The sequence below is a fragment of the Shimazuella kribbensis DSM 45090 genome, from assembly GCF_000428065.1.
In the GTDB taxonomy this organism is placed as follows: domain Bacteria; phylum Bacillota; class Bacilli; order Thermoactinomycetales; family Thermoactinomycetaceae; genus Shimazuella; species Shimazuella kribbensis.
Window position 1 is genome coordinate 166,191 of sequence record NZ_ATZF01000011.1, and the last position, 18,271, is coordinate 184,461.

Here is an 18,271-nt window from a genome sequence, read left to right on the forward strand (position 1 = left end):
ATCCATTTAGATGCAAAATGTAGGTTAGTAATTACGTTCAATAACAAAATTTGCACGATCCCCGCGAAAAACGGCTTTCGAATATTCTATTGGAGTTTCATCTTCTAAATAAGCATAGGATTCCATTGAGAAACAAGGTGTATTTACAGGAATACTCAGTTTATCTGCAATTTCATCATCTGCTAAAAATAATTCTAGTTGTTCCACCGTTTTTTTTATTTTAAGACCGAATTGTGCCTCCAATAACTGGTACAGCGATTTTTGGCATTCCTCTTTATTTAAACCTGGGGTTTTATACCAAGGTAAATAAGCAATTTCATATTGAAGTGGCTCTTCATCCGCATAACGGATTCTTTCCAGTTTATTGATTGGATCGCCTTCCTTTAGCTGAAATTGGTCTGCTTGAAACTCATCAGCAGGAACCACTTGAAGACTTAAAACTTTAATCAAAGGCTTTTTCCCTTGGGACATCAATTGCTCTGAGAATTTTACCTCTGTCATGGATAAAGTTTGTTTTACTTTACTATCGGAGACAAATGTTCCCCTCCCTTGCTCGCGGTAAATGTAACCTTCCATGCTTAACTGTTGTAGAGCTGTCCGAATAGTTGTCCGGCTAACCCCGAATTTTTTGCAGAATTCAGCCTCTGTAGGCAACAATGTGTTTGGTTTAAACTTTTTTTCCTTTATTAGTCGTAGGATTTCTTCTTTGACTTTTGTGTGTAAAGATTTTCCTTCATTTTCAAGTTCCATAAAATTTCCCTTCTTCTGTGCTTGTTTGTCTTTATATAGTATTGGATTTGCTATTTCCATATATAAAGGTAAATACGGATTTTATTTTTCATGGACGATAATATTTGTTAATTATAATAACAAATAAATTATTTGTAGGGAATATCAAATATTTGTTATTACAATTCGGTATAGACAATGATTATTTGTTATGATAAATTTCTAGTTAATTAAGGAATACAACTTATAGGGATGAAGGAGGATATTATGAGTTTAAAAGTCGTAGTTATAGGTGGTGGTTCTAGCTATACACCGGAGATTATTGAAGGATTTATTCATAGATACGAATCATTCCCCATTACGGAACTAACACTTGTAGACATAGAAAAGGGATTAGAAAAGTTAGAAATTGTCGGAGCATTGGCAACCCGTATGATTAGGAAATCAGGCTATCCAATTAAATTATCGTGGACACTTAATCGAAAAGAAGCACTTCAAAATGCAGATTTTGTTACCACTCAAATTCGTGTCGGTGGATTAGATGCTAGAGCAAAGGACGAAAGAATTCCATTAACCCATGGAGTAATTGGCCAGGAAACAAATGGACCAGGGGGCATTTTTAAAGCCTTTCGTACCATTCCTGTTTTAATGGATATTTGCCGGGATATTCATGAAGTCTGCCCTAACGCTTGGATGATTAATTTTACAAATCCAGCGGGCATAGTGACGGAAGCTTTATTGAAATACAGTCCGCATAAAAAAGTGATTGGGGTTTGTAACATCCCAATTAACATGAAAAACAGCGTTGCTGAAATGGTGAATTGCGAAGCAAAGGATGTAGAAATTGAGTTTATCGGGATGAATCATTTTGTATTTGGGCGAAAAGTTTTAATTAAAGGAATAGATCAAACAGAAGAAGTGATGGATAAGCTCATCCATAAAGAGATTGATTATTCACCTGCTAATATTGTTTCGCTTGGATGGTCGAAAGAATTTATTCAATCCTTAAAGCTTTTGCCAAATCCATATCATCAATATTATTTTCAAATAGAAGATGTTTTGGAAAAAGATTTGAAAGCGTTTGCAGAAAATGGGACAAGAGCAGAAATAGTAAAAGAGGTTGAAAAGGAGCTTTTCATTAAATATCAGGATAAAGAACTGCAAGAAAAGCCAAAAGAGCTAGAAAAAAGAGGCGGAGCATATTACAGTGATGCAGCATGCAGTCTCATGGATAGCATTTATAACAATACAGGTGATGTTCAAACCGTTAATATTTTCAATCAGGGAGCTACTACAGGTCTGCCTAATGATTCGGTTATTGAAGTAAATGCACTTATTACAAAGGATGGACCTAAACCGATCACAGTTGGGGAATTACCTTTATCTGTTAGAGGCATTATTCAACAAATGAAAGCTTTTGAGCAGCTTGTCATCGAAGCAGCTATTTCTGGAGAGTACTTAAAAGCTTATCAAGCAATGATAATGAATCCGCTTGTACCAAGTGAAAAGAAAGCCAAAATTCTCTTGGATGAACTTTTAGAAGCACATAAAGATTACTTACCACAATTCTCGATAAAATAAGGAGGTTTTTTGATGAGTAAAGTAATGCAGGTAATGGAAGAAAAATTCATGCCGATTGCTGGCCGCATTGGTTCTCAGCGGCATTTAGTAGCGATTCGCGATGGGTTTATTATGATCATGCCCCTTATTATTGTTGGTTCTTTAGCAGTCTTAATTAATAACTTTCCTTCAGAGGCTTTTCAGAATTTCATGATCGGATTATTTGGAGAGCAGTGGAAGTCAGTAGGGGGGAATATTTGGAATGGCTCCTTTGCCATTTTAGGTTTGCTAGTAGCAGCATCGATAAGTTATAAACTTGCCAGTTCTTATGAAGTGGACGGATTGTCTGCAGCTTTGATTTCCGTGGCTTCCCTTATTATTCTAACTCCTGTTACGAAGGACTGGGGCATTTCATATGAATGGACTGGAGCACAAGGCCTGTTTGTTGCCGTTATTATGGCTCTTGTTGTAACAGAATTATTCCGGGTTTTGATTAAATCGAAATTAACCATAAATATGCCCGAAGGCGTACCTGAAGGTGTTGTAAAATCGTTTAAAGCATTATTACCAGCAATGATCATTTTAATACTAGTAGGATTGTTGCAAGCATTGCTTACGGTTTTGGGAAATACAAGCTTACACCAGATTGTCTTTGAAAGTATTCAAAAGCCATTGCAGTCGCTATCCAACTCATTGCCAACAGCTATTATTATTGCTTTCCTAAACCATTTGCTTTGGTTCTTCGGATTGCATGGTACAAACATTATAGAACCCTTTATGGAATCAATGTATTTGCCTTTGATTGAGAAGAATCAGAGCTTGTTTGCTGCTGGTACGAGTGCTTTTGATGTACCTTATATTGTCACCAAACCTTTCTTTGATTCTTATGTATACATTGGTGGATCGGGAGCAACGCTATCTCTTATTCTTGCAATCTTTATTGTTGTTAAGTCAGCGCATTATCGTTCCATTGCAAAACTTTCCTCACCTGCGGGATTATTCAATATAAACGAACCTGTTTTATTCGGGTTACCGATCGTATTAAACCCAGTAATGTTCATACCGTTTATTCTCGTTCCAATCGTCTTAACGATTACTTCTTATTTTGCGATTAGCTTAGGATTTGTACCGAAAACGGTAGCTATGATACCTTGGTCCACTCCGCCGTTTATTAGTGGATATTTAGTATCAGGAGGATCATGGTTGGGAGTTGTTCTTCAAATCATTAACTTTACCATTGCAACATTGATATATCTTCCATTCATCAAAGCGGCGGACTTCGTGCAAATGAAAAACCTAAATAAGGTTGGATAGGAGAAATACAATATGGATTCAGCAATACCAAGTTTAGAAGAGATTTCTTTCCAAATTATTCTTCACGCGGGAAATGCTCGGTCTTCTTCTATGGAAGCGATTCATCTGGCCAAGGAAGGCAAGTTTGAAGAAGCTGCTGCAAAAATAGCAGAAGCGGAAAAGGAATTTTTGGAAGCTCATCATTCCCAGACCAAGTTACTGCAAAAAGAAGCAAGCGGTCAAGGACAATCTCCTACTGTACTTCTTATTCATTCCCAAGACCATTTAATGACTGCTATGACAGTTAAAGAAATGGCGCAGGAGTTCATTGAACTTTATGAAAGAATAAAACAATAGGAGGAATGATTCGTGAAAATTATATTAGTGTGCTCAGCCGGAATGTCTACAAGTATGTTAGTCCAAAAGATGAGGAAGGCTGCTGAAAGCAAAGGTGTAGCTGCAACGATTGATGCAACATCAGAAGCAGATTTAGGAAATCATCTAGATAGTACAAATGTTATCCTAATCGGCCCCCAAGTTCGTTATCTTGCTTCAAAAATTAAAACGAAGGCAGAACCACATGGTATCCAAGTAGATATTATCAATCCGATGTATTATGGAACAATGAATGGAGAAAAGGTACTAGAGCAAGCACAAGGTTTATTAGAAGGTTAAAGGAAACTGTATCAAAATGCTTGAAAGCTGTGTGGTGTACCTCTGATTTCAAACGTGAATTTGGTTAAGCAAAAACCTCTAGCTCTTATGGATTAGAGGTTTTTGTATATTTCAGATGCTATTTGTAAGCATTATCATGGAATAAATAAGACTGTATTATTACCGCTTCATAAGAAATAACCCTTTTTTGAGGGTTATACTTTCTGTACCATATATCTCAAAATCCAAGCAGCAATAACCTTTAAATTTGGTTTCTCCACTACCACATGTACCGTAAAATCTTCTGCTTTTTTTTGGTCAACTTTTAAATCATATCCATTTATGTGTAAAAACTGGTGTAAACAGGCAAAAGCTGTCCTTTTATTTGCACTGTGCAAAGCATAGTTCTGTGCTAGGCTTTCAAACATCGCTGCGCCCTTCATTTCCAGATTGGGGTAGGCATCTTCTCCTCTAATTGATTGCCTAGGCCTCATGATAGCACTATCCAACATTTTTTCATCTTTTATCCCGATCATTTCGTTTGGAGAATATCGCTTGATGATCACGTCATTTAAAAAGATCGCTTGTGTAGGAGTGATAAATCTCGTCATTTGTTAATCCCGTTTCCCTTACCTTTTTACTAAATTACGAAGCGTATCATCATAGTTATCGAAGAGCTTTTTCATGCCCTCTAAAAATTCTTGATCAATATCTTCAAAGCCTTCTATATTTACAGCAGGTCTTTTTTTGAAGGATACTTTCCCTTCTTCCAGATAAAAAATAACTTCATCTCCTTGTTTCACATGCAGATGTTTCAATATTTCTGCTGGTAGGGTAACACCAAGACTATTGCCAATCTTTGTTACTTTTCTTTCCACTTCTTTCACCGCCATTCTATCTTATTTTTCCTACTAGTGTATGCTCGCGATTTTATAACACATTCAATAAGCAGGATAAATGCATGTATAAACCCAAAAGTCTTAATAAATGGTTAATTATTCCTTTTTCGACAAAATGTATACAATTCGTTAACAAAAAATCTCAGTATATAGATGTTTTTGAATACAATTGTAGTGTAATCTATAGTTTAGCAGTAAAATGATGTTATCAGGAGGTGTCGCAATGTATAAGCTAATGATTCTATTTAAGCAGCCAGAGAACGAAGAAGAATTTGAGCAATTTTATTATGAAGATTTTATTCCGCTTACTGTAAATGTAGATGGTTTAGAAAGATTAGAGCTTACCAAAATGAAAACTCCCCTTGGTATAACGACTGATAAATTATCCCCTATTGATCTACAAATCGAAATGTATTTTCAGACCAAAAAAGCTTTTTTGTTTTTCTTGAACGAGAGCCAAATTGGTCAGGAATTCCAAGAAGTCCTTTCCTCATACAGTGAACCCATCTATACATTTGCTTGGGGACAAACAGAAGTAATCAGTAAGTCAGAAATTGTTGCACGCTATAATAATCACGTAATTCACTCGTTTTCTTCCTAATCGTTAGCAAAGGATGGATTATCGTTATGAAAATTCAAGCTCTCTTTATACCTGCTGACAAAGAATCATTTCAAAACAGAGTTCGTGAAGAGCTCCTCCCTCTTTTATACCAAATGCCATACATAGATAAAATTGAACTGACCCCTTTTTCGGATACTCCAGATGAGTTGCAAGAACAATTTATAGACAAACCTATCTATTACCAGATCGCGCTTTATTTGAAAGAAGAAGACATCTTAAAAACATTTAGTACGGAAGCTGGGAAGGAAATTTCTTCTTATCTCAGATCATTGGGAGCCCAAGTGATCACCAGTATAGGTGATAATCGAGTTTTTTATCGCTGGGATCTAGAACAATTAAAAATATAGTTTTTTGGTAGATCAGAACAAATAAAGTCTATCTTATCTGCAAAGCGAGACTAGGAGCACAGCGACATAGCGAGACTTGTGCCCTAATCTGAGGTGCAAAGCGAGACTAGGAGCACAGCGACATAGCGAGACTTGTGCCCTAATCTGAGGTGCAAAGCGAGACTAGGAGCATAGCGACGAAGCGAGACTTGTGCCCTAATCTGAGGTCCATAAGTGCGAAGAAACCTCTAGTTATGTCTTTAATAGCTTGTCCATTGGCAAGTTTTCTTTATGATTTTTGCCCTTTTTATACTTACTACATTGGGAAAACATCTCTTCGTTGGTGAAGAGGTGTTTTTTGTGTGCAAAATGACTCTTGATTGGACAAGAAGAGGAGCATACAATGTAGAAAAAGAGGGAGGAGATATGCTTGGATAGAGCGAAACTGAGTGCCAATAATCAAATCATTGTACCAGAAGCAATCCGAGATAAACTTCGACTCGCCCCGGGAGACATACTTGACTTTCTAGAAAATGAACAAGGAGAGATCATCCTAAAGAAGGTCAATCGAATGGAAGCTCTATTTTCTGTTTTGGATGAGATAAATACGGAAGCCGAAAAATCAGGGATTACAGAGGACGTCTTGCTAGAAGAATGGCGTAAAGTGAGAAAGGAACAACGCCATGGAGGCGAATAAAAAACTTCGTGTCTATGTCGACACCAATATTTTTATTTCTTTGCTGGCATTTAAGAGTCAAAGAATGCGTTATTTCCTTGAAGTAGTGCAGAACCATCATACCCTGTTACTCTCCACTGCTGTTCTAGAGGAGATCGATGAAGTGTTGTCTAGACGTTTTCCAAAAGCGATTCCATTGGTTAGCAAAATGCTTCGTTATCTTGAATATGAACTAATCCCCACTCCAACACCTTCTGAACCTGCCTATCACGAAGTGGTGAAAGAACTACCCTATATCAAAGATCCGGACGATGTCATCATTTTTGTAGGTGCATGGCTTGGCAAATCCGATATCATTGTTTCCCATGATAAAAAACATTTTCATACGAAAGAAGTAAAAGAAGTTTTTACAGTCATGACCGCAAACGATTTTTTATTAAAATATGATTCCCGTTCTTAACAAATGGATATGTAATTCGTATCAAAGAAGAATGGATTTCCCATCCTGTACTTATAGGGGACATAAGTAGATGTTCTTCTGATACCCTTTTCTGTTATAATTAACGAAATAATCAGATATTCCATCATGCGAAATACAAGGATGATACGACCTAAGAAAAAACGCTCATTTCCCATGGAGCGTTTTTTTATTTTATCGTACTAAAATAAAAAGGAAAAGTGTAAAAGCAGGTGATGAATGGTCTGATTCAATCCATCCCATAACCACTTAATACTTAAATATGAAGTATCTAATTTATCTTATTTATGTCTTTTACTTTCTAAAATGGACACAAAAGGAAAAATGGATACTTCGATATAAGGTATAATGAATGAGAAAACTCAACTTCGTATTGGGGGTTTTATTGTGCAAAGAATCACAAAAATAGTAATTGCCGCTACTCTGATGGTGGGTGCAGCAATTACAAACCTGTCCACTCCGACTTATGCGTCATTAGATTCCAAGAATGTACAAGCACAACAAGATCATAGACGTATCATCGAAAAAACAGAGCAGCTTGCAAGACAAGGGAAGACTATCAATAGCGAAAATTTCGCGGTAGGCTCCAAAGGGGAAGATATACAGAATAAATGGGGAAAGCCTGATAGTAATAACTCAAGTGAAGAGGCCTATACCTATAGCAAACGAAACATCGAATTTTTCTTATCCAAAGGTATTGTCACTCACATTGTTTCCTATGATACAAACTATAAAAATATTACCTATAATGAAGTGATAAAAACGTTGGGTGAACCTGCCAAAGAAACTAGGGGAGAGGACGGAGTCTATGCCACATATGAATGTGGGAAAAAATTGCTCATGTTCTCATTCTACTACGATAAAAGTGGAAAGAATCCTGATACGATCAAACAAATTGTTGTTTTGGATCAGTACAAAAATCTGCAAGAAGAAAAGCAGTATCATAATACCATACTGGAGTTATTTGATTTGCAATGATTTTCTTTCCTTTTGCGTGAAAATTCGATAGCATAATGAGAAAAGGAGAGAGGCTGTGTGAATATTGGTTTTGCTCTCATTCCAAATCCGCTCTTTTTGGAGCAAGTAATAGAAGTTCAGTCAAAAATTAAGCAAAAATATAGTCTAGAACCCAGCTTTTCGATGGAAACCAATCTACCGCATGTGACGATTCTCCAAGGGAATTTTCAGGAAGAGTTAGACTATGAAAAAGCAGCTCAAATATTGTCGCAACAAATAGAAGATATAGATATATCGCTTACTTTTACCGATTTCATCCATAAAGGATTGGGATGGTTTTTTCTGTTGTGTCAGAAAGAGCCTTGGTTACTATCTCTTCATCAAACGGCATGCACTTTGTTAATAGATGATATGGTTGTTACAGAGGAAACCAAACAAGCAGATGATCTCATGTATCTGTCTCCACTTGAAAAATACAATCACCTGACATACAGCTATCGATATATGGGTGAGGCATACTTGCCACATATAACACTGGGAAGATATATAACAAAAAGTCATACAGAAATACTTCTTGATATTCAAGAAATATGGCAGAAGTATTCTATTTCCCCTTTGCAATCGATGGATCGTCTAACCGTGTATAAGATGGGTGTAAATGGTGCTCATGCGAAAACTTTATGGGAAACAAAGCTTCCACACGGTGGAAAATAGAGAAACCTCCTTTCATCCTAGTGATGGGGAGGTTTAATTCATGATATATGTTTCAAAAAGGGAACGTAGAGTGAGAAAAGACCAATTTATTCATGTTACTCGTTTTTGTTTGCTAATATTGTTTTATAAAGCTGTACTTTCCCATCTAACATCTGAATATATGACATCAATTGATTTACTTGGGATTGAACGTTTTCCTTTTGCTTTTGCAATAAGTCTATCCGATTCTCTATTGTATGATCCCCTTGTACAAGGAGATTTACAAACTTCTTTATGTCTATTACAGGCATACCTGTTTCTTTGAGGCAACGTATAAATTGGAGAACCTCCAAGTCTGTTTTCTCATAGATTCGAATCCCACTGTTATTACGTTTAACAGAAGGCATAATACCTTCCTTTTCATAGTAACGTAACGTATGGATGGATAATCCAGTAGTCTCGGCAATCTCTCCAATTGTATATCCCATGACTTCATAACTCCTGTCTTGTTGGTCTGATAATCAATTCATTTACTGCTACTTCTTCTGGTTGAGACAGAGCATAAAGTATTCCATTTGCTATTGCGTTAGGAGATAGCGCTATATCCATATTATCATCTATTTCTTTCTTGATCGATTCTGTTGAAATAGTATTGGTTAATTCCGTCTTCACACCTCCAGGGCATATGATGGTAGTACGAATGTTATTTTTCGCCTCTTCTTGTCTGAGTGCCTCTGTGATCGCTCTTACTGCAAACTTTGTCCCAGAATAAACTGCCCATGTCTTATTGACAATATGGCCTGTAACAGAGGAAACATTTATAATATGCCCTTTTTTCTGTTGTCGCATATGGGGAAGTACTGCATCAATTCCATATAGAACTCCTTTCATATTTACATCTATCATTTGATCCCACTCAGAGACTTTTCTTTCATGTAAATATGACAGTGGCATGATTCCTGCGTTATTAATCAAAACATCTATGTGACCAAATTTATTAATTGTATATAGGATTAAATCTTCTACTTCGTTTTGAGATGAAACATTGGTAACTTTGTATTCTACTACTCCCCCTTCTTGTTGTAATTCTCTTTGAAGAGAACGCAATCTTTCTTCTCTTCTAGCTGCCAGAACCATTTTTGCACCATTTTGAGACAAAAGTCTAGCAGTAGCCTCACCAATGCCACTAGAAGCACCTGTTAAAATAACTACTTTATTTTCTACATGTAACATATCTGCACCTCTTTTCTGTGATGTATTTTAGTGTAGTACCTTGAGTTAACTCTAGATCAAGCATTTTTTTATTTAAAATTGTCATATCCGATAATGCATATAAGTAGATAGGAAAACGAACTCCCTACACCCAAATGCTCAAAAAATAAACCAGCTTTGAAAGATAAGCTGGTTTTCTAAATGTAATTATATGTAATTTTTCCTTTGATAGTGTTAAGGAAGATGTCACAGGGGAAATCATGTATTTTTTCGGGTACCCCAAAATCTAAGAGTGCTATTCCCTGTTCTCATATGCTTGTTCAATCGCCTTTGTATAGCGTTGAGCTAAGGATTTGCCATAGGCATACATAACTACATAATAGACAGGTGTAAAGAGAGGAGCTAGGAGGTTTTTTGTCTCCATGCTAATCTCTGTTTTAATGTGAGTCCCTTGTTTTGTTGATTCTAATCGATCAATAGCATTTATGATCCAACCGCCTTGTGGGAAACGAACATGAGTATACCGAGGGGGTTGTACTTCTACAATATCCACTGTTATATTTCTATTACGAGTATATAGTGTATAAGAGGAACCGGATTTTATTTCTTTTAAAGAGAGGGAAGTAAGATCGGGAATAACTTGTTTCATGATTTCTTCGTTTGTCATTTTATCATATACAAATTCGATGGGTGCTTTTATCTCGTAGGTGGACTTTATTAGCAAAAAAAATTCCTCCTCAAAATCAATCCAATGTAGTTGTTATATATGATAATAACATTTTATTTCGTAGTGTTTTCATTAGCTGTAGTCTTCTATGAGTACAAATTTATCCCCTTTGATTTGAAAGACAGACTTTCCTTGAAGTTGCAGTTTTTCTCCAGCATTTAGCCCAATAGGTAGATAGACTGCTAAAATTGCTTCATAATCAATCTCGATTTCTACTCTATCCTCTATGAAATTAAAATGTTTGATGGTTTGACAACGCTCAGAAAAGATGTTCTTTGATTCCTCTGCCAACTGACGAAAATCCTCTTTGCCTTTTGTTTCTACTTCCACTTCTCCATTTGAAATATTTCGAAACTCCACATCGTGATGCAATAGGGCTACCATACCATCGATATCAAAAGCATTGTAAGCGTCCACATATTGTTGTACGAGGTTTCTTTCTTTGCTGTTGTCCATGAACATTCTCCCATCATAAATAGGTATACATGATTGATAAACAAGTATGCATACGAGCACTACTTGTTATCAGAATAGGAATTTATCCTACTATAATTGAAATGAAATATTTAGTCAATTCGGTTTTTTTTAGTTATGAATTAAAAAGAATTATAATTCATCTGGTGGGCCTGGAAGATTCATTTTTTACCTCCTGTCTTCACTGTATATATGATGATATTCATCTAATAGATTTAAGGTGTCTAGCCTTTATCATCATCAATTAATCTTCTGGAGGTATAATAAAGTTCATACTGATTAACTCCTTTCTCCATGAAGATATATTTGGTAGTGTTGATCTAATAAATGATAGTATTTTTTTTGATCAAATTGACGATAACATCCTGCAACTTTTATTAGTAAGCGTTTAATATGGCGGAATTTTTCTTGTTTTTGATAGATATCTAATGATTCTTCATAAACAGCTCTTGCTTTTTCTATTTTTTCGTGTTGAATATAGTAGTCTCCTAAATATTCTAGTGAGTGTGCTAATCTAAGTTGATTAGAGCTTTTTCTGGATGTACGAACAGCTAATGAAAACATGTTCAATGCTTTCTGTGGATGGTTTGTCTTTTGATATAGCTTTCCCATTTCAGTATAAGTTTCAATAATGAGAAATTTATCTTGTATCTTATCAATCATATTGACAGCAGAATGAAAACAAGTTTCTGCGTTTTGCAAATGCCCCTGCTGATTGTAGCAATTACCTAAGGCTATCCATAGATAACTGGCATGAGAATATCTACGATTTATTCTAGCCATTGTAAGACCTTCTGTGGCTAACTTTATTGCTTCCTCAAACCTATGCAATTTTGTTAAGATTTTTGTTTTCATTTCATACATGTTAAGAATAACTTCTCTACTGGTAATGTTGTCCCGCATTGCCCATAAATCCTCTAGCTCTAACAATGCTTCTTCGTTGCGATTGAGGCATTCCAAATAAAGCACTTTACTGATAGATAAAAAGGGATAAATATGCTCCCTGTCGCCATCTTGATAAAATTTAGCTAATCCTTTATCTGTATACATTAGAGACTTTTCCATTTCATCTTCGTAGAAGCAAATTCTACCTAAAGCATGATAACTTGCAGCAATGAAGTTATATTTTCGAAGTTCAGGATCATCATTTTCAACTACTTGTAAATAAATAACCTTTGCTTTCTCCGCTTTTCCCTTCCTTTCCCAATATCTCCCCTTCAAATACAGTGCCCAAACCCGATGATATTCCGTTTCTGGATGAATTTTTCGAAGCTCGTCCCATGCTTCATCAGGGGAGACCATATTCAGATGATTTTCGATGGACAAAAGTTTTAGGGATAGATCAACTGGATCTTCTCCCTCCTCTATTGCTTGGTATTTTTGTATTTCCACTCCTAGCTGCTCACTTAAAAAGACAACTTTTTCTCTACTGACAGACACACTGCCTCGCTCGATTCTGCTGATGGTACCTGTGGATAGAAATCCTTCTAATGCAAGATCTTCTTGGCGATAGCCCTTTTTCTTTCTCGCTTCTCGTAACTCCGTTGCTAGTTCCGTTGAAACATAGAGATGAGCTTTCATTTCATCACCTCAAAAAAATTTTTCATACAGTTTGTGTTGCAAACAGGTGATTTCAATGAAACGTATGCTGTTTACAAAGAAGTTTCATTGAAATTTGGTCTTTATCCCCGAATTTTAACGAAATTCATAGGGAGTTATTGATTATCCAAATTAATTTCATTATTGGTAAAATTTATTATACTATGCGATGATGTGTTTGCAAATATTTTGTTTTTTTAGGAGGTCATTCTATTGATTCAATTGCAAGTCACAGGGCAAACAGCAGAAGTGCAAGCGTTTGTTCAGTATCTTGGGGAACAGCCCTATTTTGAGGTCGTAGAGCAAGAAGAAGAGAAGGGATATGAGTATTTTTCCCTGCGTTGTGAGGTGACAACAAATCTACTAAAACCATCATTGCGTACGTTACACAAAGTACACTTAGTAACACCAGATCGGAAAAATGTGGTCATCGAGCTACTAGATGCCAAGGTGCAGAAGGTAGGGAGCAGTGTAACGATCACTGGCCGAAATTATGATATATTCTCTTGAGATAGAATATTATTCAAATTATAATAGTTTTGTCATCATGGCTGATGTTTCATCCTACTTCGAGAAAGAGACAAATGAGAAAGCTGATCAAGAGGTTCAAGGATGGCAAGAAGGTCAAGCAGATTGCCGAACAGTATGGTGCCATCTATAAGGAAATGACAGAAGAACTCTGTCGTCAGCAGAGAAGGATCAACGGGCTTGCGGATGATGAACTCAAGCAGGCGCAAAAAGCCATGATGGAAACTAGCTCCCACTACTATGCCGTGCTCCAAGCGATTACTCGATCTGTCCCAGAGGGCCAGATTCAGCGCTTCTGGAAGCTTGCATAGAAAAAACCCCCTCTACTTGAAAAAGTAGGGGGAGGGCGCACAATAAAAGTGTGATAATTGGGAAAATAGGATTGAAATCAAGTCTTTGCTAGTTTTTGAAAGCGAGCAACTACGCATGCCTGTTGTAAAACTCGTAGCTGTACCAACTCCTGATGAAATATCCGATCTTCAAAAGGAGTACAGGAGAATCTTTCGTCGCTACCAAGAAGTTTGTGGACGAAGTACTCGTTTGAATTTGGCCATTCAACATCAGACGGGACTACAAAAGAAGCTGCTCGAGGCGCAGATGGATGGCCTGCAAACAGGGGAGTTTTCCGAAGCCGAACAAGCTTATGAAGCCTTTGTGGAGAAAGTATGGGACTTTCCACCTGAAATACAAACTGTCATCTATGGTTGGAAGGAAGAGTAGCCAGCCATCACACCCCTCTACGGCTATAGGTAGAGGGGTGTTGTTGTTATAAAAGAAGTATATTTCCCCTTGCCTCTTGTCGACAATGGAAGTAACAAGAGACAAGGAGCCGTTACATGGGGAGACTTATTCCGTTTGAAACATTACGAGCAGCGTATGAAGAAGGACTACGTGATCGGGCACTCAACTACTTTCCATGGGATGAGATGGATGAGATTAAAAAGAAACAAGTCTTTCCGCTCGTTCGTTATTGGTCACGTGTGAAACAAAATATCGTGTTAGAAGCTGTTTATCGGTTGGTATACGACGCCTATGTATGGGGAATGCGATCTGCAAAAGCAGCGCGTGCTATTCGTATGCACCAAAGTTCAGATGATCCTTGGGAACGCATCTATTCCAAAAATTTCACGGAAGATGGATATGATTTAGTCAAATCGTGTTTAGCCCAGTTTGCAGTGGAACATTGGTTAGATGAACGATCACTGACAGAGATTTATCTTTTAGGAGAAGGACTTGTCATCCATTGGTTTTGTCAAGGTGTAGAAATGGAGTGCAGGCGATGTCAAAAGAGATGATCATAGATAGGTGATATGCCTGTCTTTGCATGCATACACATTAGGAATAATAGTGAGAATCTGGGCGGTGAGGGTTATGTGGGATAAACTTCATGAATCGATGCGAGAGCAAAAATTTTTGTGGTTAGCGATATCGTTCCTCTTTGGATTTTTGACTATACCTATGTGGTTTCACTTAGATATGCAGCAGTCTTGGAATACATGGACGATGCCTCTGGCAAGTAAAGTAATTGTGATCGATGCTGGTCACGGAGGAATCGATGGCGGGGCAGTTAGCCGTGATGGCTTGGCAGAGAAAGAGATCACGTTAAAAGTAGCTGCTTATTTGCGTGATTTTTTACAACAGAGTGGGGCGTATGTCGTATTGACACGTGAGTCAGATATGGATTTAGCTGGCCCGGGTAATGGGAAGAGCAGATGGAAAGCAAGAGATCTTACCCAGCGTTTGAAGCTGGTCACCGATGAGAATGCAGATCTTTTTGTTAGTATTCATGGAAATGCATTTCCAGGCAAATCTCGTGGAGCACAAACATTTTACAATCCAACGCGAGAAGCCAATAAAAAATTAGCCACATATATCCAAACGGAAATGGTTCATAATCTCGAAAATACCAATCGTGTGGCAAAGGCAAAAAACGATGTATATCTTTTGAAATATTCTCCAGTTCCTACGGCTTTAGTGGAAGTAGGATTTTTGAGCAATCCAGTAGAGGCACAGTTATTGCGGGATGAAAAATACCAGCGAAAAATTGCTGCTTCTATCTACTATGGCATTTTAGCCTATCACTCCGATTTGACCTCTCCCAACCCTTAAGGAAGGGAATTCTTGGGACTGTAGTCAAACGACTACTTCATTACCAAGCTAACCCCGTGAGCCCCACGGTTTACCAGAGTTTTTGTTGCTACAATAAAGACGAGACTTACTGCTTGGTTTTCGCATTTCAGTCTAGCTTTTTAGGTACGTATAGCATTTTACATGCAAGACGATTAGCTTGCACAACCCTATATACTATCCATTTTTCAAAGAGCAACGAATAGCATTCTAAACACAGAATGTATGTTTGTAAAGGTGTTTTCTGAAAAAATAAATTTATTATGGGGTGATTTCCTTTCTAGAGAATGTTTTCATCTCCCGTAACTGATACTAGGGGTTTTTTCGCTAGCAATGTTATAATGAAAAACGATTAATATATACATCCCATAAACCAATTGGGTGGAGTTAAACGAGGTGTCCACTTCCATGATAACGGCGGAGCAGGTGTTAGAGGCATTACGAGAGGTAAAAGATCCAGAAATAGATCGAAGCCTCGTTGAATTAAATATGATTCGCAATATCCAGATCGATGGAACTACGGTTTCCCTTGATGTGATCCTTACCATACAAGGATGTCCCTTAAAGGTGAAAATTGGGGAAGATGTGGAAGATGCGATCAAGGAACTTGGGGCAGAAAAAGTCCATGTTACTTTTGGATCGATGACAGATGAAGAGCGCAGTGCCCTATCACAAAAGCTGCGTAATCCGCAGCAGCAAACCGGTACTTCTGGCTTGCTATCTACGGATTCCAAAACCAAGTTTATTGCGGTTGCTAGTGGCAAAGGCGGTGTTGGAAAGTCTACGGTGACGGTCAATCTTGCGGTTTCTTTGGCTAGGCTTGGAAAAAAAGTAGGGATCATCGACGCAGATATTTATGGGTTTAGTGTTCCTGATATGATGGGGATTGAACAAAGACCTGTTGTGATCGATGAAACCATCTTACCAGTAGAACGTTTTGGGGTAAAAGTCATGTCAATGGGTTTCTTTGTTGATGACAATGCACCTGTTGTGTGGCGCGGTCCGATTCTCGGTAAAATGCTGCGTAACTTTTTTCATGAAGTCCACTGGGGTGAACTCGACTATTTGTTGCTAGATTTGCCACCAGGTACTGGCGACGTTGCATTAGATGTACACCAAATCATCCCACAGAGCAAAGAAATCATCGTGACAACGCCTCATGCTACAGCAGCATTTGTTGCTGCTCGCGCCGGTGCGATGGCATTACATACCACCAAACACGAGCTTTTGGGTGTAGTAGAAAATATGTCCTGGTATGAGACACGTGACGGAGAGCATGATTATGTATTCGGGCGTGGAGGAGGAGAAAAGTTAGCAGAAGAGTTAAAAGTAGATTTGTTAGCACAGATTCCACTTCGGGCTCCTGATGCAGGGGACCCAAATGATCCACATTTCTCGCCATCCATTTATGATGCTAAGCACCCTATTGGGCAGTTATATGACCAATTAGCGGAAAATGTAATTTCAAAAGAATAAAAACGAGCCGAGTTTTCTCGGCTTGTTTTTTTATCGAGAGGGAGCAAAGGCACTTTCGCTTGAATTCTCTCCTTCGCCTTCTCCACTGCCTTCTTCTTGATTACCGCCTTCTTTACCGCCTTCTTTTTTCTTCTCTCCGTCCTTTTGCTGTTCTTTGGAGAGTTTCATTAATTTTTCTTTAATTGTCGGGATTTGCAGCGATTCGGCGATTACTTTCATCACTTCTTTGCGGTATTCACTGCTTTTCGTTAACTGTAGCAGTTGTTTTTCAAATTCTGGATCTTTCAAAATATCCATCATCGATTTCTGGTACTCTGGATCTTTCATCAATGCTTTCATCAGTGCTTGCTGTGATTTTTCTGTCGCTTTGGAAAAACTCTCCGCCACCTCTGGCTTAGCCATCATCTCTTCTAATTTCTTTTCCATTTTTGGATCAGCAAAAGCTTTTTGCATCATCTCTTGTATTTTCTTGTCGTCCATCAGCATTTGTTGTTTTACTTCTGGAGTGCTAAGTACATCTTGAAACACTTTTTCTCCTTCTTTGGAATGGAGAATGTCGAGCATCATTTGTTTCATTTGAGGATATTCGATTTGTTGCTGAGATTGCTGTGATTTCATTTGACCGCAGGCTGTAAGTCCAAAGACCAACAACAAGAGCCAAGTCATATATTTTCGATACATCCTAATTCCTCCGACAACACTGTTTACTGCTTAATATGAGATGAAAAAGCAGGTATTATGCGAAGAAAGCAGTATTTCCAATTGTTTCTTTTTGGGAATAAAAAAGGCCAAAGCCGATGGATAAGCTTTGGTCTTTGATCTATGGGTCACTCATTATATGCTCGGGGCGGCGGGGACAGGGATGAAGCATCCTGTCTCCGCCACCAGTGGAATCTACTGGGTGCGGCTGTTTGCGCCGACCGGGATGATGGTTGTGTGTGTCACCTTCTGGATGTCAGTGGGCGTCACCTCGGGCTTGGATCGGCTGAACCAGGGGCTGCCCTGTTCGTCCTGCGCCGAGCTGAAGGTTCGATCTCCGTAGGGATTGCTGCCGTTCACGAAGCCACTCTGATGAGCCGAACGCTGGGCGGGGTCACCGCCGTTGGCGAAGGGCTGGTACGGAGCCGCGTGAGCCGGACGCCCAGTGGGGTCACCACCGTTGGCGAAGGGCTGGTGCGGAGCCGCGAGAGCCGGACGCTGGGCGGGGTCACCACCGTTGGCGAAAGGCTGGTACGGAGCCG

26 protein-coding genes are annotated in these 18,271 nt (G+C 38.3%); 16 read left to right on the forward strand and 10 right to left on the reverse strand.

What is annotated here, in order from left to right:
* Positions 1-24: 24 nt before the first annotated feature.
* On the reverse strand, positions 25-750 hold the full coding sequence (locus tag A3GQ_RS0114915; RefSeq protein WP_028777738.1) for a GntR family transcriptional regulator: 726 nt from the start codon (positions 748-750) through the stop codon (positions 25-27).
* Between the two features lie 246 nt (positions 751-996).
* On the opposite strand from A3GQ_RS0114915, the gene A3GQ_RS0114920 reads away from it, so the two are divergent.
* From A3GQ_RS0114920 to A3GQ_RS0114935, 4 genes are read left to right on the forward strand one after another with little or no spacing between them, the layout of a single operon-like run.
* Positions 997-2,310 carry a 6-phospho-beta-glucosidase gene (locus A3GQ_RS0114920; RefSeq protein WP_028777739.1) on the forward strand — a complete coding sequence of 438 codons (1,314 nt, stop codon included), beginning with the start codon at positions 997-999 and terminating at the stop codon, positions 2,308-2,310.
* 12 nt (positions 2,311-2,322) lie between these two features.
* A complete protein-coding gene (celB, locus tag A3GQ_RS0114925; RefSeq protein WP_028777740.1) occupies positions 2,323-3,603 on the forward strand; it encodes a PTS cellobiose transporter subunit IIC in 1,281 nt (426 codons plus the stop codon).
* A 12-nt stretch (positions 3,604-3,615) separates the two neighbouring features.
* Positions 3,616-3,939 carry a PTS lactose/cellobiose transporter subunit IIA gene (locus A3GQ_RS0114930; protein WP_028777741.1) on the forward strand — a complete coding sequence of 108 codons (324 nt, stop codon included), beginning with the start codon at positions 3,616-3,618 and terminating at the stop codon, positions 3,937-3,939.
* Positions 3,940-3,951: 12 nt separating this feature from the next.
* Positions 3,952-4,257, forward strand: a complete 306-nt coding sequence (locus A3GQ_RS0114935) for a PTS sugar transporter subunit IIB (RefSeq protein WP_028777742.1) — start codon at positions 3,952-3,954, stop codon at positions 4,255-4,257.
* A 194-nt stretch (positions 4,258-4,451) separates the two neighbouring features.
* Here the strand turns inward: A3GQ_RS0114935 and A3GQ_RS0114940 are convergent, their stop codons facing one another.
* Complete coding sequence (locus tag A3GQ_RS0114940) at positions 4,452-4,847, reverse strand: type II toxin-antitoxin system death-on-curing family toxin (RefSeq protein WP_028777743.1); 396 nt, start codon at positions 4,845-4,847, stop codon at positions 4,452-4,454.
* 18 nt (positions 4,848-4,865) lie between these two features.
* Entirely contained in the window at positions 4,866-5,129 is a 264-nt protein-coding gene (locus A3GQ_RS0114945) for an AbrB/MazE/SpoVT family DNA-binding domain-containing protein (RefSeq protein WP_028777744.1), read from the reverse strand.
* Between the two features lie 229 nt (positions 5,130-5,358).
* On the opposite strand from A3GQ_RS0114945, the gene A3GQ_RS24535 reads away from it, so the two are divergent.
* The 6 genes from A3GQ_RS24535 to A3GQ_RS0114980 all read left to right on the forward strand — a co-directional run bounded on the left by A3GQ_RS24535 (position 5,359) and on the right by A3GQ_RS0114980 (position 8,908).
* Complete coding sequence (locus A3GQ_RS24535; RefSeq protein WP_037465089.1) at positions 5,359-5,736, forward strand: EthD family reductase; 378 nt, start codon at positions 5,359-5,361, stop codon at positions 5,734-5,736.
* A gap of 26 nt (positions 5,737-5,762) precedes the next feature.
* Positions 5,763-6,104: a hypothetical protein gene (locus A3GQ_RS0114955; protein ID WP_028777745.1), complete on the forward strand. Its 342-nt coding sequence runs from the start codon at positions 5,763-5,765 to the stop codon at positions 6,102-6,104.
* 409 nt (positions 6,105-6,513) lie between these two features.
* The gene (locus tag A3GQ_RS24540) at positions 6,514-6,780 is read left to right on the forward strand and encodes an AbrB/MazE/SpoVT family DNA-binding domain-containing protein (protein WP_037465093.1); all 267 of its coding nucleotides are present in this window, start codon (positions 6,514-6,516) and stop codon (positions 6,778-6,780) included.
* The gene (locus A3GQ_RS0114970; protein WP_028777746.1) at positions 6,767-7,219 is read left to right on the forward strand and encodes a putative toxin-antitoxin system toxin component, PIN family; all 453 of its coding nucleotides are present in this window, start codon (positions 6,767-6,769) and stop codon (positions 7,217-7,219) included. Before A3GQ_RS24540 ends, A3GQ_RS0114970 begins: the two co-directional genes overlap by 14 nt.
* Positions 7,220-7,624: 405 nt before the next feature.
* Positions 7,625-8,215, forward strand: a complete 591-nt coding sequence (locus tag A3GQ_RS0114975; RefSeq protein ID WP_028777747.1) for a DUF4309 domain-containing protein — start codon at positions 7,625-7,627, stop codon at positions 8,213-8,215.
* A gap of 57 nt (positions 8,216-8,272) precedes the next feature.
* Positions 8,273-8,908, forward strand: coding sequence for a hypothetical protein (locus A3GQ_RS0114980; RefSeq protein WP_028777748.1), 636 nt, complete (start codon positions 8,273-8,275; stop codon positions 8,906-8,908).
* 95 nt (positions 8,909-9,003) lie between these two features.
* Here A3GQ_RS0114980 and A3GQ_RS0114985 read toward each other — a convergent pair whose 3' ends face one another.
* From A3GQ_RS0114985 to A3GQ_RS0115005, 5 genes are all read right to left on the reverse strand, one after another.
* The gene (locus A3GQ_RS0114985; protein ID WP_028777749.1) at positions 9,004-9,375 is read right to left on the reverse strand and encodes a MerR family transcriptional regulator; all 372 of its coding nucleotides are present in this window, start codon (positions 9,373-9,375) and stop codon (positions 9,004-9,006) included.
* A 4-nt stretch (positions 9,376-9,379) separates the two neighbouring features.
* Positions 9,380-10,120, reverse strand: coding sequence for an SDR family oxidoreductase (locus A3GQ_RS0114990; protein ID WP_028777750.1), 741 nt, complete (start codon positions 10,118-10,120; stop codon positions 9,380-9,382).
* A gap of 274 nt (positions 10,121-10,394) precedes the next feature.
* Complete coding sequence (locus tag A3GQ_RS0114995) at positions 10,395-10,823, reverse strand: SRPBCC family protein (RefSeq protein WP_028777751.1); 429 nt, start codon at positions 10,821-10,823, stop codon at positions 10,395-10,397.
* A gap of 75 nt (positions 10,824-10,898) precedes the next feature.
* The gene (locus A3GQ_RS0115000; protein WP_028777752.1) at positions 10,899-11,282 is read right to left on the reverse strand and encodes a nuclear transport factor 2 family protein; all 384 of its coding nucleotides are present in this window, start codon (positions 11,280-11,282) and stop codon (positions 10,899-10,901) included.
* A gap of 297 nt (positions 11,283-11,579) precedes the next feature.
* On the reverse strand, positions 11,580-12,881 hold the full coding sequence (locus A3GQ_RS0115005; protein WP_028777753.1) for a helix-turn-helix domain-containing protein: 1,302 nt from the start codon (positions 12,879-12,881) through the stop codon (positions 11,580-11,582).
* Between the two features lie 231 nt (positions 12,882-13,112).
* On the opposite strand from A3GQ_RS0115005, the gene A3GQ_RS0115010 reads away from it, so the two are divergent.
* The 6 genes from A3GQ_RS0115010 to A3GQ_RS0115035 all read left to right on the forward strand — a co-directional run bounded on the left by A3GQ_RS0115010 (position 13,113) and on the right by A3GQ_RS0115035 (position 17,030).
* The gene (locus A3GQ_RS0115010) at positions 13,113-13,409 is read left to right on the forward strand and encodes a hypothetical protein (RefSeq protein ID WP_028777754.1); all 297 of its coding nucleotides are present in this window, start codon (positions 13,113-13,115) and stop codon (positions 13,407-13,409) included.
* Between the two features lie 74 nt (positions 13,410-13,483).
* On the forward strand, positions 13,484-13,738 hold the full coding sequence (locus A3GQ_RS0115015; RefSeq protein ID WP_028777755.1) for a hypothetical protein: 255 nt from the start codon (positions 13,484-13,486) through the stop codon (positions 13,736-13,738).
* A gap of 85 nt (positions 13,739-13,823) precedes the next feature.
* A complete protein-coding gene (locus tag A3GQ_RS0115020) occupies positions 13,824-14,147 on the forward strand; it encodes a hypothetical protein (RefSeq protein ID WP_028777756.1) in 324 nt (107 codons plus the stop codon).
* A gap of 116 nt (positions 14,148-14,263) precedes the next feature.
* Complete coding sequence (locus tag A3GQ_RS0115025) at positions 14,264-14,722, forward strand: hypothetical protein (RefSeq protein ID WP_028777757.1); 459 nt, start codon at positions 14,264-14,266, stop codon at positions 14,720-14,722.
* Between the two features lie 76 nt (positions 14,723-14,798).
* On the forward strand, positions 14,799-15,536 hold the full coding sequence (cwlD, locus tag A3GQ_RS0115030; protein ID WP_037465101.1) for an N-acetylmuramoyl-L-alanine amidase CwlD: 738 nt from the start codon (positions 14,799-14,801) through the stop codon (positions 15,534-15,536).
* A gap of 426 nt (positions 15,537-15,962) precedes the next feature.
* Complete coding sequence (locus A3GQ_RS0115035) at positions 15,963-17,030, forward strand: P-loop NTPase (protein ID WP_028777759.1); 1,068 nt, start codon at positions 15,963-15,965, stop codon at positions 17,028-17,030.
* A gap of 30 nt (positions 17,031-17,060) precedes the next feature.
* On the opposite strand, the gene gerD is transcribed toward A3GQ_RS0115035, so the two are convergent.
* A complete protein-coding gene (gene gerD / locus A3GQ_RS24545; RefSeq protein ID WP_051271863.1) occupies positions 17,061-17,711 on the reverse strand; it encodes a spore germination lipoprotein GerD in 651 nt (216 codons plus the stop codon).
* Positions 17,712-17,924: 213 nt separating this feature from the next.
* Positions 17,925-18,271: hypothetical protein (locus tag A3GQ_RS27860; protein ID WP_028777760.1), on the reverse strand; the 347-nt coding region annotated here is incomplete at its 5' end.

Excerpts from the sequence above, each read along its gene's own strand:
- A3GQ_RS0114915 (WP_028777738.1), bottom strand. The coding sequence starts at position 750 with ATGGAACTTGAAAATGAAGGAAAATCTTTACACACAAAAGTCAAAGAA.
- A3GQ_RS0114920 (WP_028777739.1), top strand. The coding sequence starts at position 997 with ATGAGTTTAAAAGTCGTAGTTATAGGTGGTGGTTCTAGCTATACACCG.
- celB (WP_028777740.1), top strand. The coding sequence starts at position 2,323 with ATGAGTAAAGTAATGCAGGTAATGGAAGAAAAATTCATGCCGATTGCT.
- A3GQ_RS0114930 (WP_028777741.1), top strand. The coding sequence starts at position 3,616 with ATGGATTCAGCAATACCAAGTTTAGAAGAGATTTCTTTCCAAATTATT.
- A3GQ_RS0114940 (WP_028777743.1), bottom strand. The coding sequence starts at position 4,847 with ATGACGAGATTTATCACTCCTACACAAGCGATCTTTTTAAATGACGTG.
- A3GQ_RS0114945 (WP_028777744.1), bottom strand. The coding sequence starts at position 5,129 with ATGGCGGTGAAAGAAGTGGAAAGAAAAGTAACAAAGATTGGCAATAGT.
- A3GQ_RS24535 (WP_037465089.1), top strand. The coding sequence starts at position 5,359 with ATGTATAAGCTAATGATTCTATTTAAGCAGCCAGAGAACGAAGAAGAA.
- A3GQ_RS0114955 (WP_028777745.1), top strand. The coding sequence starts at position 5,763 with ATGAAAATTCAAGCTCTCTTTATACCTGCTGACAAAGAATCATTTCAA.
- A3GQ_RS0114970 (WP_028777746.1), top strand. The coding sequence starts at position 6,767 with ATGGAGGCGAATAAAAAACTTCGTGTCTATGTCGACACCAATATTTTT.
- A3GQ_RS0114985 (WP_028777749.1), bottom strand. The coding sequence starts at position 9,375 with ATGGGATATACAATTGGAGAGATTGCCGAGACTACTGGATTATCCATC.
- A3GQ_RS0114990 (WP_028777750.1), bottom strand. The coding sequence starts at position 10,120 with ATGTTACATGTAGAAAATAAAGTAGTTATTTTAACAGGTGCTTCTAGT.
- A3GQ_RS0115000 (WP_028777752.1), bottom strand. The coding sequence starts at position 11,282 with ATGGACAACAGCAAAGAAAGAAACCTCGTACAACAATATGTGGACGCT.
- A3GQ_RS0115005 (WP_028777753.1), bottom strand. The coding sequence starts at position 12,881 with ATGAAAGCTCATCTCTATGTTTCAACGGAACTAGCAACGGAGTTACGA.
- A3GQ_RS0115015 (WP_028777755.1), top strand. The coding sequence starts at position 13,484 with ATGAGAAAGCTGATCAAGAGGTTCAAGGATGGCAAGAAGGTCAAGCAG.
- A3GQ_RS0115025 (WP_028777757.1), top strand. The coding sequence starts at position 14,264 with ATGGGGAGACTTATTCCGTTTGAAACATTACGAGCAGCGTATGAAGAA.
- cwlD (WP_037465101.1), top strand. The coding sequence starts at position 14,799 with ATGTGGGATAAACTTCATGAATCGATGCGAGAGCAAAAATTTTTGTGG.
- A3GQ_RS0115035 (WP_028777759.1), top strand. The coding sequence starts at position 15,963 with ATGATAACGGCGGAGCAGGTGTTAGAGGCATTACGAGAGGTAAAAGAT.
- gerD (WP_051271863.1), bottom strand. The coding sequence starts at position 17,711 with ATGTATCGAAAATATATGACTTGGCTCTTGTTGTTGGTCTTTGGACTT.